At 70.2% G+C, this 11,546-nt stretch carries 9 protein-coding genes; all 9 read right to left on the bottom strand.

What is annotated here, in order from left to right; translation table 11 throughout:
* Nucleotides 1–53: 53 nt before the first annotated feature.
* Nucleotides 54–434 carry an anti-sigma factor gene (locus D7Y15_RS18225; protein WP_120576357.1) on the bottom strand — a complete coding sequence of 127 codons (381 nt, stop codon included), beginning with the start codon at nucleotides 432–434 and terminating at the stop codon, nucleotides 54–56.
* On the bottom strand, nucleotides 431–1,063 hold the full coding sequence (locus D7Y15_RS18220) for an RNA polymerase sigma factor (RefSeq protein ID WP_120576356.1): 633 nt from the start codon (nucleotides 1,061–1,063) through the stop codon (nucleotides 431–433). Before D7Y15_RS18220 ends, D7Y15_RS18225 begins: the two co-directional genes overlap by 4 nt.
* A 156-nt stretch (nucleotides 1,064–1,219) precedes the next feature.
* Nucleotides 1,220–2,342, bottom strand: a protein-coding gene (gene prfB, locus D7Y15_RS18215) for a peptide chain release factor 2 (RefSeq protein ID WP_233605000.1) whose coding sequence is annotated in 2 segments (ribosomal slippage) — nucleotides 1,220–2,272 and nucleotides 2,274–2,342 — 1,122 coding nt in all. Because the reading frame shifts where the segments join, the coding sequence is not laid out codon by codon here.
* 50 nt (nucleotides 2,343–2,392) lie between these two features.
* Complete coding sequence (locus D7Y15_RS18210) at nucleotides 2,393–3,715, bottom strand: DUF4105 domain-containing protein (protein ID WP_121753374.1); 1,323 nt, start codon at nucleotides 3,713–3,715, stop codon at nucleotides 2,393–2,395.
* Between the two features lie 51 nt (nucleotides 3,716–3,766).
* The gene (ybeY, locus tag D7Y15_RS18205; protein ID WP_172811405.1) at nucleotides 3,767–4,648 is read right to left on the bottom strand and encodes an rRNA maturation RNase YbeY; all 882 of its coding nucleotides are present in this window, start codon (nucleotides 4,646–4,648) and stop codon (nucleotides 3,767–3,769) included.
* Entirely contained in the window at nucleotides 4,645–7,158 is a 2,514-nt protein-coding gene (locus D7Y15_RS18200) for an HDIG domain-containing metalloprotein (protein WP_121753373.1), read from the bottom strand. Before D7Y15_RS18200 ends, ybeY begins: the two co-directional genes overlap by 4 nt.
* A 214-nt stretch (nucleotides 7,159–7,372) precedes the next feature.
* On the bottom strand, nucleotides 7,373–8,452 hold the full coding sequence (locus D7Y15_RS18195; RefSeq protein ID WP_121753372.1) for a PhoH family protein: 1,080 nt from the start codon (nucleotides 8,450–8,452) through the stop codon (nucleotides 7,373–7,375).
* A 96-nt stretch (nucleotides 8,453–8,548) separates the two neighbouring features.
* Nucleotides 8,549–9,667 (bottom strand): DUF4388 domain-containing protein, encoded by a 1,119-nt coding sequence (locus D7Y15_RS18190; protein WP_121753371.1) that lies wholly within the window; start codon nucleotides 9,665–9,667, stop codon nucleotides 8,549–8,551.
* Nucleotides 9,668–9,670: 3 nt separating this feature from the next.
* Nucleotides 9,671–11,546, bottom strand: a 1,876-nt coding sequence (locus D7Y15_RS46600) for a tetratricopeptide repeat protein (RefSeq protein ID WP_121753370.1), incomplete at its 5' end; no start/stop codon positions are given.

Genomic DNA, 11,546 nt, shown 5'->3' with positions numbered 1-11,546 from the left:
GCCTCCCCCGGTACGCAACGCATCCCAGGGGGTAGCGGCCCCGGAAATGACCGTCAGGAAGACATCAAGAGAAATGCGCCCACCGCCGCGGCCAACAGCAGCGGGATGAGGATCTCCACCGGGAAGCGGTGCTGGGCATGCGCCAGGTGCAGGCCTTTCAGGCCGAAGCGGCGCTGGCGGCGCACACGGGCGGCCACGAGCGACGCGAGCGCGGGCGGGGCCTTTTCCCGCTCCACTGTGCGCACCCGCTCCACCGTGCGGGCGTACCGGTCCCACCCCTGGCGGCACTCCTCACAGCCGTCCAGGTGGCTGCGCACCGCCTGCTCCTGGGGGGCAGGTAGCTGTTCGTCGGCGAGCGCCAGGAACAGCGCCTTCGCCTCCCGGTGATCCAATCGAGGTTCCACGTCCGTTGACCTCCACCCGCCGCCGCTCATGGTTCAAAGCGCCCCAGCAGGTCCGCCAGCTTCTCGCGTGCCCGGTGGAGCCGGCTCTTCACGGTCCCCTCGGGCAGCTCGGTGATGTCGACAATCTCGTCGTAGCTCAGGCCCTCGATGTCTCGCAGCGCCACCAGCATGCGCGCATCGGGGTCCAGTTGGGAAATGGCCCGCTGCACCCGGGCCCGCTCACGCGCCGCGTCCAGGGCGGCGTCCGGCTGCGGCGGGGCGCCCCCGCCCTCCGCGATGGCGGCGGCGCTCATCTCGTCGAAGACCTCCGAGCGGCCCCGCCCCCGGCGCTGGAGGTACTTCAGCCGGTTGAGGCAGTGGTTCTTGGAGATGCGGAACAGCCACGTGGACAGGCGTGCGTCCTCGCGGAAGCGCCGGACGTTCTGGTGCACGCTGACGAAAATCTCCTGCACCAGGTCGTGGGCCTCCTCGCGGTCGCCCACCATGCGGAAGCAGAAGTCGTAGAGGCGGTCCTGGTGCTGGTGCACCAGTGACTCGAAGGCCTCCGGGTCCCCGCGCCGCAGCCGGACGAGCAGCGCCTGTTCCTCGCGGCGCGGGTCGGCCTGGGCCTCGGGGGCCAGGGCCTGCTGTCCGACGTCGAGCACTCCGCCCGGTGACACCCGCGCCTCCCCGTGTAGGGCCTACTCCATCCTACCGCACCACCCTGCCCCGCCCCCTGACACCGGCCCCGGAAAAAAGGTTCCCGGACATGGAAAACCCCTCCCGGACTCAAGGCCCGGGAGGGGTGGGATGCAGCCAGACAGGGCGCCCTGGCCTTAGTCCGCGGAGGCGTTGCGGTTCGGGTTCTTCACGCCCAGCAGCTGCGCGGTGACGAACTCGTCCAGGTCGCCGTCCAGGACCTTGTCCACGTTGCCCGTCTCCACGCCGGTGCGCAGGTCCTTCACCATCCGGTACGGCGCCAGCACGTAGCTGCGGATCTGCGAGCCGAAGGAGATGTCCTTCTTGGCCGCCTCGGCCGCGTCGCGCTCGGCGTCGCGCTTCTTCATCTCCAGCTCGTACAGGCGGCCGCGCAGAATCTGGAAGGCCATGTCCTTGTTGGCCGACTGCGAGCGCTCCGTCTGGCAGGTGATCATGATGCCCGTGGGCAGGTGCCGCAGCTGCGCCGTGGACGACGTCTTGTTGACCTTCTGGCCACCCGCGCCACTGCCGCGGATGAACTTCAACTCGTAGTCCTTCTCCGGCAGGTCGATCTGGATGCTGTCGTCGACCTCCGGGTACACGTCCACGGACGCGAAGGCCGTCTGCCGGCGCGCGTTGGCGTCGAAGGGGCTGATGCGCACGAGCCGGTGCACGCCCACCTCCGCCTTGAGGTAGCCGTAGGCGTTCTCGCCCTCGATGCGCAGGGAGACGTTCTTGAAGCCCGCCTCTTCGCCCGGCAACGCGTCGCTGATCTCGACCTTCCAGCCCTTCGTCTCGCCGTAGCGCGTGTACATGCGCAGGAGCATGGCGGCCCAGTCCATGGAGTCCGTGCCGCCCGCGCCCGGGTTGATGTCCATGAAGCAGTTGCTGCGGTCCTGCGGCCCGGAGAGCATCCGCGCCAGCTCCAGCTTCGCGACCTCGCCCTCCAGCGACGCGAGCGTGCCTTCCGCCTCCTGCGCGCTCGCCTCGTCGTTCATCTCCGCCGCCAGCTCCAGCAGCGTCTGCGCGTCGTCCAGCCCGCGCATCGTCTTGTCGAAGGCGCCCACGCTGGCCTCCAGCGTGGACTTCTCCTTCAGCAGGCCCTGGGCCCTGGTGTTGTCGTTCCAGAAGTCGGGCTGCGTGGAGTCACGCTCGATCAGCGCAATGCGGGACCGCTTGCGGTCGAGGTCAAAGATGCCCCCGGAGCGCGTTGAGGCGCTCCTTCAGGGCGTGGATCGTCTCCATCGAATCGTTCGCCATGGCGTTCGTCGTCTCCTTCGTATCGAAACAGTTGGGAAAGCCGGGGTGTTTCAGGAGGCCTTGAGCGAGGTCACCGGCGCATCCTGACGGGGCGGCGTGCGCGCCGTTCCTGGCACGAGCGCCCGGAGCCGGTCCAGCCAGAACGCGCCGGCCATGCCCAGGGAGATTGGCAGGATGAGCGCGATGGCGCGCCAGTTGTCCTGGTCGGACCAGGGCAGCACCTTGAGCACCAGTCCCAGCGCGCCCGTGGCCACCAGCAGGCCCCACACCCACTTGAGCCGCGCCCGCGCCTTCGCGCTGTTCCAGGTGAGGCGCAGGCCGTACGGCACGGCCAGGAGCGTCAGCGGGTTCGCGAGGAAGAGGTTCTCGTTGTGGTGCGTGACGACGTGGTTCGTGCCCACCCACATGATGACGAGCGCCAGCCCGGGAATGCCCAGCACCAGGCCCACCACCACGTTCTCCAGGCCCAGGAGGATGCGCGCCGCGCGGCTGCCCTTCTTCTCCCACGCGGCCAGGCCCAGCGCGGCGCCGCCCAGGAGCACGCCCAGGGCGAGGATGTACGGGCCGAACGCGGGAGGCTGCGCGGGGGGCCGGGGGCGCGTGGGCGACGCGTAGAAGTCCCACTGCTTCTCCACCAGCGACACCGGCTGCCCGTCCGGGCCCGGCACCTTCAGCTCCGCCACCTGCTGCTCCAGTTCGTCCGGGAGGAAGGCCTCCTCGCGGCGGGTGATGGGCTTGTCGATGGAGTCATTCATCATGAAGTCGAGCAGGAAGCTCACGGGCGGGCTCACCGACGTGTAGCGCCGCGTGTGCTCGCGCAGCGTCATGCGGGCCGGGGCCTTCTCCGCTTCGGACAGCCGGCCGCCCACGGCCACGTCGATCATGTCGCGCAGCCGCGTCACGCAGTTGTCGCTGTAGTGCTCGTAGAGGTAGTCGCGGTTCTCCGGCAGCACGTTGTCCGCCAGCTTCTTCGCCACCGTCACGCGCTGCTCCGGCGTGAGGTTGAGCTCCTGCACGCGCACGTCGCGCCCCAGCGACTTGTAGAAGCGGAAGGTGCCGTTGACGCTCGACTCGCCGACCCAGAACTCCAGGCGGCCCTTGGCGAAGTGCACCACCGTCTGGTCGTCGAACGAGTACATCCCGTAGTTGTAGAGCCGCTGCATGTTGCGGGCGCGGTCCTCCACCACCAGCGAGCCGTGGCCCCACCATGAGAAGACGTCGTCGCCAGGACTGAAGGTCACCAGCCAGATGGACAGGTCCTCGCCCCGGCTCTCTCCCGTGCCCCACGGCGGTACCGACGCGGCGCGCGCGGGGGACGCGGACAGCAGGAGACCCAACAGGCTTGCGACGATGAGAGACGACAGGCGGGGCATCGTTCCATCCAACACGAGGCACGGGGGGCCGCAAGCCCCCCGGCGGGGATTTCAGATGAGCTTCGCGCGGCGGGCGCGCGAGTCGATGGTCAGCGAGTCCGCCACCATGCCCCGCTCACCCAGAAGCTGCTCTTCCAGGGCCGCCATGCGCTTCGCGTCGCGAGGCTTCTCATGGTCATGCCCCAACAGGTGCAGGAGGCCATGCGCCAGGTAGCGGGCCATCTCCGACTCCAGCGTGCGGCCGTACTCCTTCGCCTGCCGCTTCGCCGTATCCAGGGAGATGACCACGTCGCCCAGCGGGCGCGGGCCCGGGGTGCCCTTGGGCAGGTCGCCCGCGGGGAAGGACAGCACGTCCGTGGCCTTGTCCTTCTGGCGCCAGGTGCGGTTGAGCCGGCGGATGGCCCGGTCCCCCACGAGCGACAGCGACAGCTCACAGTCGGTGAGGCCCAGGCGCTTCAGGTAGTCGCGGGACCAGGTGGTGAGCAGGCGCTCGTAGTCCGCGCCCTGGCCGTGCGCCACCTGCACCGTCACGTGGTTGTCCGCGGCCTTCGCCTTGGGCGCCGGCTTCTCCATGTGCGCCAGCTCCACGCGGAACGCCGGGGCGCAGATGGACCAGTAGTCACACGCGCCCTGCGAGTCGTTGCGGTACACCACGCGCTTGCCGCGCGGCACCAGGCCCACTTCGCCCGCGCCAATGCGCTCGCGCTTGCCGTCCACCACCAGGGTGAGCTCGCCCGTGAGGACGAGCACCACCTCGTCGAACTCCGGCTTCTGCGCGGGTTCGCTCCAGCCCGGCGGCGCCCGCATGCGCGCCACGGACGCGGACTCCGTCTGCGTGCTGGCCACGCCCACGAACTCCTCGATGCGCTTGCCGTCGTCGCGCGGAATCACCTTGCCCTTGCGCAGCTTCACGCCCTCCACCTTGCGGCTCATGACATGCCCGCCGTTCGCACCTTCGTGTCCTTCGCTTCCGTCTTGGCGGGGGCGGGCGCCATCATCAGCGGCGCGCCTCCGCCCTTGCCCCCACCCATCGCGCCCGCCGGGTAGACGGGGCGCGTGTGGTAGATGCCTTCCAGCGTGTGCAGGAAGGACTGGGCGATGAGGTTCAGGTCCTTGAGCGTCAGGTCGCACTCGTCGAGCTGGCCCTCGGAGAAGATGATGTTGATGATCTTCTGCACCTGCGCCTGGAGCTTCGCGCTGGTGGGGTCCGGCATGGAGCGCGTGGAGGCCTCCACCGCGTCGGCGATCATCACCAGCGCCGCCTCGCGGAACTGCGGCTTGGGGCCCGGGTAGCGGTAGATGCTCTCGTCGATGGGGGGCGCGCCTTCCTTGCCCTCCTGCTCCTTCATGGCCTTGTGGAAGAAGAAGCCCACCGTGCGCGTGCCGTGGTGCTGCGGAATCGCGTCCGCCACCAGCTTGGGCAGGCGGTACTGCCGGGCCATCTCCAGGCCTTCCGTCACATGGCGCTTGATGATGACCGCGCTCATCGCGGGCGCCAGCCCGTCATGCCGGTTCTCCCCCTTCTGGTTCTCCCCGAAGTAGAGCGGGTTCCGGCCCTTTCCGATGTCGTGGTAGTACGCGCACGAGCGCGCCAGCAGCGGGTTCGCGCCAATCGTCTCCGCCGCGTTCTCCACCAGCGTGCCGATGATGATGGAGTGGTGGTACGTGCCGGGCGCCTGGACGATGAGCTCCTTGAGCGCCGGGTGGTTCAGGTTCGCCAGCTCCAAGAGCTTGATGTCCGACGCGTAGCCGAACGTGGCCTCGATGAGCGGCGTCAGCGCCATCACCATGACCGGGACGGCGAGCGCGGTGCCGAAGAACGCACACACCGCGGTGATCAGCGTGTCCCCGGCCAGGCCCTTGCCCTCCACGAGGAACAGGAAGATCACCGCGATGAGGTTGGCGATGCCTGTGACGAGGCCCGCACGGAAGATGCCCACGCGGTCCTTCGCCTTGACGATGCGGTCCGCCGCCACCAGCGAGCCCACCAGCGTGTAGATGCCGAACGCCAGCGAGTTGCCCAGCATCACGCCCGCCAGGCACGCGAACACCATGGCGAAGAACAGCGCCAGCTCCTGCGCGAGGATGAAGCGCACCAGCATGGCGCCCGCCGCGACCGGGAAGGCGTAATAGAACGCCTCAATCGGCAGCGCCGTGTAGCGGTCCTGCACCGCGTCCGCGATGGACACCCAGACCTGGAGCAGGCCCAACAGGCCCACCAGCAACAGGCCCAGCAACATGCCGTCCTTGCGCGTGGGGCGGAAGCGGCGGAAGGCCGCGCGGCAGAAGCCGTAGAAGGCCACCACCAGCAGGGCCACCAGGCCCGTGCCGCCCACCTGGAGCTGGAGCAGGTCCAGGCGGTCCGTCTGCGCGCGCATCCCGCGCAGCATGACGAGGTGCGTTTCGTTGACGAGCTCGCCGTCGCCGATGACGCGCTGGCCCTTCTTGATGGCGATGACGGCGTCCTTCACCGCGTCGCCCGCGAGCCGGCGGCGCAGGTCCGTCTCCGCGATGTTGATGGTCAGGCTGGGGCGCACGAGTCGCTTGGCGATGCGCAGCACCGCGCGGCGCTGCACCGCCGGGGCCTCCGGCATCACGTTGCCGGGCACGGAGGCGAACCGGTCCATCTCCTGGTGCGCCTCCCGCATGTCCACCACCTGGGCGGCGCCCGCGGGCAGCGTCTCCTCGTTCTTGTGCTGCACGTCGCGCACGGTGAGGCCCTGGGGTGCCTCACGCACCAGTTCCTCCCGCGAGCCGGCCACGTACACCTGGCTGCCGTCCGCACGGTAGGCCCGGTCCAGCAGCACCAGGGTGGCGGTCTCCGACTCCTCCGAGAAGCCGTTGGCGACGAGCGCCTGGAAGTCCTCGGACTCCAGCCCCGCGTCCCGCTGGCCAAAGAGCTGCTCCTGGAACCGGGCCTGCATCTCCTCGCGGTCGCGGCGCTGGCGCTCCAGGGCCTCCGGCGTGAGCGGCGTGGCGCGGCGGCGTTTGGTCTGGCCCTCCTCCTGCGGGGTCTCCTCGGCGCGGGCGTCCTTCTCCTCTTCCAGGTGCTCACGCGCGGAGGCGAAGCCCGCCCGCACGGACGCGCGCAGGTTGCCCACCACCGCCGGGTTGAGGTCGTACACCGGGCGCACGGCGCTCCGGGCCTCGCGGCGGCGCTGCTCCGTCATCGACTGGTGGACGATGTCGTAATCGCGCGCGGCCTTGAAGCCGGCGGGCGAGTTGGCGCGGAAGGGCTTGCCCAGGTTCTCCGTGGTGAGCGCCGGAATCTGCTGGCTGTAGAGGCCCGGGGAGATGACGAAGCCCGCCCCCACCGAGACGACGAGCAGCAACAAGGCCTGCACGATGCGCCGACCCCACTCCCCACGCCGCCCGAGCCCCAGGCGCACCGCGAGCGCGTCCAGCGGACTGGGCCCGGGGGTTGGTGATTCAGGATCGGCCATGGGGGAACTCCTCACCCTGCGAAGACGTCAGGCTCCCTAGAAGGAAGCAGCGACGGGGAAAATTCGTGAGGGTGGGACAGCCGCCGCCCGGACGCCAGTTCGCTCTGCGATATTTGCAGGTAAGCCAACAGGCAGCAGTGTGGGTCACCCAGCGACTCCACCCCCGTCCCGGCGCAAGGCTGGGAGCGGGGGTGGCGGGTGCGGCGTCACGACGTCAGGACTCCGTGCGTTCCACCGCAGGGGCTGTGCCTTCGGAGGCCGAGGCAGTCTCGCGGGCCGCCGGGGCGGCCTTCTGGGCGGCCTCGGAGCGCTCGTAGGCGCGGATGACCTCCTGTACGAGCGGGTGGCGCACGACGTCCACGTCGGAGAACTCCGAGAAGTGGATGCCGTCGATGTTCTTCAGCACGGAGCGCGCGTGGTTCAGGCCGGACAGCTTGCCCGTGGGCAGGTCCACCTGCGTCACGTCGCCGGTGATGACCGCCTTGCTGTTGTAGCCCAGGCGGGTGAGGAACATCTTCATCTGCTCCACGGTGGTGTTCTGCGCCTCGTCGAGGATGACGAAGGCGTCGTTGAGGGTGCGGCCGCGCATGAACGCGAGCGGCGCGACCTCCACCACTCCCTGCTCCACCAGGGCCTGGGCGCGCTCCACGGCCATCATGTCGTGCAGCGCGTCGTAGAGCGGGCGCAGGTACGGGTTCACCTTCTCCGCCAGGTCGCCGGGGAGGAAGCCGAGCTTCTCACCGGCCTCCACGGCGGGGCGCGCCAGGATGATGCGCTTGACCTTGCGCTCCTGGAGGAAGGCGACCGCCATGGCCATGGCGAGGTACGTCTTGCCGGTGCCGGCGGGGCCCACGCCGAAGACGATGTCGTGGTTGCGGATGGCGTCCACATAGCGCTTCTGCGCGATGCTCTTGGGGGCGATCTGCCGGTTGCCGGAGCTCTTGAGGACGGTGCCGAGCATCACCTCCTGCAACGACTCCGTGCCGCGGCCCAGGACCTTGATGGCCTGTTCCACGTCCTCGCGGTAGACGGGGCGTCCGGCGCGGATCATCCCCTCCAGGTTCTCCACGAGGCGCACCGCGAAGGCGACCGCGTCCGCGGGCCCCGACAGGAGCAGCTCCGTACCGCGCTGCCCCACCCGGACCCCCAGGCGCCGCTCCATCAGCTTGAGGTTTTCGTTCTGATTTCCGCAAAGGGCCAGGGTCGTCTCGTTGTCACGGACGTCCACCTTGGCGGAGGTGGGAGTGGTTTCAGCGCGGGCTGCGGGCACTTCCAGCGTGGCGGGATTTCGCAATGCGCGTCATTCCTCGTTCAGTGATCGCTTGCCCTCAATTTAACGCCGCCCCTCCCCCCACGCCCGCCATCTCTCGACGGCGAGCCTGCCCGCAGGCTAGCGCACGGGCGGTAGGAGGATGAACTGCCGGGCGTCCGTGCGACGGTAATAATACTCCTCCCGCCACGGGTAGCGCAGTTCCTCCGGACTCAACAATCCGGCATCCACCAGAGCATCCAACCGCTCCGGGAGGGTTCCCTTCTCCAGTTGGAACACCTCCAGCGCGGCCTCGATGCGGACGCGCTGCGCGTGGGCAATCTGACGCTGGGCGGCGGGATCCCCCAACCGGGAGGCGCCGGGCTCGTGGCCGCTTCCCCCGGCCCAGCGGGACGCGATGAAGGCCAGCCCCGCGATGACCGCCATGGTCACCGCGATGCGCCCCAGGGGGCCGGCCACCCGCGCGACGAGGCGGTTGTCCTCCGGCACGGGCGCGCGGCCTTCCGGGTCGATGGCGCGCACATAGTCGCCCTTGACCAGGTTGTAGAGCGCCTTGCAGGTCTCGAACTCGCCCAGGCCGCTGAGGTCCACCATGCGGCGCAGGTCGCGCCCCACGGCGATCTCCTCGTAGACGTGGCGCTCCGTCGGACCGATGACGCCCAGCTCTCCGCCCTCGTCGGCGTTGGCGCGGGGCGGCGGGAGCGCCTTGACGCGCTCGAAGGTCATGTCGTCGCGGTGGATGCGCTTCCGGATGACGGGCCACTCGTCCACCATCCGGAAGCCCTCCATCAGCACCGTCTCCGCGCGCAGCGGGGTGATGCCTTCGGGGCCGGGCTCCACGGGCTCCTGGATGAACTCGTAGGTGCCCGCCTTCCAGGTGAAGAGGCGGTAGAGCGTCTCCGTCACCTGGAGCTGGGCCATGTGCTGGAAGCGTTCCGCGGTGAGGGCGTGGCTCTGCACCAGCACGTCACCCAGCCGCTTGAGGGTGCGCTTCTGGACCTCCAGCGCGGCCACCAGCTGCGTCTCCGTGATGATCTCGGCGCGGACCAGCATGGCGCCGATGAGCTCCTTGCGCTTCCGGGTGAGGCTTTCGGCCTTGATGATGTGGCCGTCCTGGAAGCCGACGCGCACCTCCTGGTCCTTGTTGCGCAGGTGGAGCGTGCCCGTCTTCTGCTGCTGACCAATCAGCTGCAGGATGTCGCCGATTCCGAAATCCTTGAGGGTGCCCTTGAGGGCCATGGCTCAGGCCTCCCCCCGCTGGTGGCGGCGCAGGCCGCGCAGGGTCAGCAGGTAGACGAAGAAGAGGACCGTGCCCGCGGGCACGAGCTTGAGGTACAGCGGAGCATCCCCGTACGGCGTGCGGACGAGGCCCCGGTGGAGCACCAGCGCGGCCACCGCGAAGCTGAACAGGAAGGCATAGAGGGCGCCCCGCACCGGAAGGCCCGTGCCCACGTGGCCCGCGCCGGACACCAGGCTGCCCAGCGCGTACGTCACCCGCTTCGTCCATGCCTGGTGGCGGTCCACCTCGCCCTGCTTGCGCGAGCGGAACTCCTTGGGCACCTGGCTCTTGCGCGCGTAGACGTGGACGCACTGGCCGCACATCGCGCTGCCCACGGACAGGTCCTTGTCGCAGCGGAGGCAGACGGCGTTTCCGCACCGCTCGCAGCCGCGCGACGCCTTCATGCGCCAGGAGGCCTCTCCGAAGACGGCGACCAGGGCCGCGAGCGCCGCGGTCAGCCCCCAGCCCACCGGGCCCGCAGGCAGGATGGGCGACAGCCACCGGCCCACCTGGCCCTCCACGCGGGCGCCCTCCTGGGTGCCGTCCGCCAGCTCCATCCAGTCGCGCTCCGGCACCGTCGGGGCCAGCAGCAGGAGGTTGAGCAGGGGGCGGTCCTCCGGGGGCGGATCCCGGCGCAGCAGCGAGTTGTCCAGGGTCTGCGCCTGGGCGATGGCGGAGGTGGAGCGGTCCAGCTCCTTGCCCAGCTGATCATCCGGCAGGAGCCGGGCCCGGCGCCGGTACACCTGCCCCAGGTTGTAGTGCGGATCCGCCATGGACGGATCCGCCTTGGACGCCTGCGTGTAGAGGAGCACCGCGCCGTCCACGTCGCCCAGGCCCATGAGCGCGTTGCCGAAGCGCGTGAGCATCCGCGCGTCGCCTGACTTGAGGGCGGAGGCGGCCTTGAAGTCCGCCCGCGCCTCCTCCAGCAGTCCCCGGCGCGTTTCGTACCAGGCGAGCGCGCCCAGCTCCTGGAAGCGGGCGGTGCGAGCCTCCGCGCGGGCACGCACGCGGGCCGCCGCGCCCCCCGCGGACAGGCCCCCGCGCTCCAGCAGATAGACGTCCTCCGCGGGCGTGCCGGCGAAGACGGTGAAGCGCGTCAGCGTCCCCGCGGCCAGCGGCATCACGCCCAGGCCCATGAGCAGCACCGCGGCCACCCAGCGCTCGGCGCGGCCCACGTACAGCGCGACCGAGGCGAAGAGCAGGAGCAGCACCGGCACCAGCCCCGCGCCCAGCACCGCGGGCAGCGACAGGAGCATCAGGCCCAGGAGCCCGGACTGCCAGCGCGTCACCGCCCGGGGGAGCAGGTGGTGGAAGTCATGCAGCGCGTAGCGGATCCGCCGCAGGAAGAGCACCGCGACCACCGCCACCGCAGTGGCCGCCCACGCCGCGAGCACCAGCGCGCCCAGGTCCGTGAGCGCGGGCCGGCGGTAGCGGGCGTCTCCGAGCAGCGTCACGAGGGCGGTCTTCCACTCGCCCAGCCCGCGCGGCACGTTCAGCGGCTCCTCCACCACGTACGCCTCCGCCCGGGCGAAGCGCGCGGCGGGCAGCCCGGGCGACAGGGCCACGGCCACGTCCAGGAGCGCGAGCGCGCCCTTCAGGTCCCCGGCGCGGCGGCGGACCCCGGCCTCGCGCACGAAGCCCATGCTCAGGGGTTCCAGGTCGGAGGCGAGCACCTCCTCGCGCAGCGTGAGCAGTTCCTTCTGGGCGGCCTCCGCCGCGGCGAGATCATTGCGGGAACGGGCCGACTTCCACTTCTCCCAGGTGGCCAGCAGCTCCGCGTCCGTCACCTTCGGCGCCATCACCGGGGTGAGCACGGGACGGGACGGGACGATGACGGGC

Origin of the sequence: Corallococcus sp. AB030 (genome assembly GCF_003668965.1) — a bacterium.
Lineage (GTDB): Bacteria > Myxococcota > Myxococcia > Myxococcales > Myxococcaceae > Corallococcus > Corallococcus exiguus.
This window is presented reverse-complemented; position numbering and strand designations above follow the sequence as displayed.

Bases quoted from the DNA above. Each gene is read 5' to 3' on its own strand.
- D7Y15_RS18190 (WP_121753371.1), bottom strand. From the start codon at position 9,667: ATGGCCCTCAAGGGCACCCTCAAGGATTTCGGAATCGGCGACATCCTG.
- D7Y15_RS18225 (WP_120576357.1), bottom strand. From the start codon at position 434: ATGAGCGGCGGCGGGTGGAGGTCAACGGACGTGGAACCTCGATTGGAT.
- D7Y15_RS18210 (WP_121753374.1), bottom strand. From the start codon at position 3,715: ATGCCCCGCCTGTCGTCTCTCATCGTCGCAAGCCTGTTGGGTCTCCTG.
- ybeY (WP_172811405.1), bottom strand. From the start codon at position 4,648: ATGAGCCGCAAGGTGGAGGGCGTGAAGCTGCGCAAGGGCAAGGTGATT.
- D7Y15_RS18200 (WP_121753373.1), bottom strand. From the start codon at position 7,158: ATGGCCGATCCTGAATCACCAACCCCCGGGCCCAGTCCGCTGGACGCG.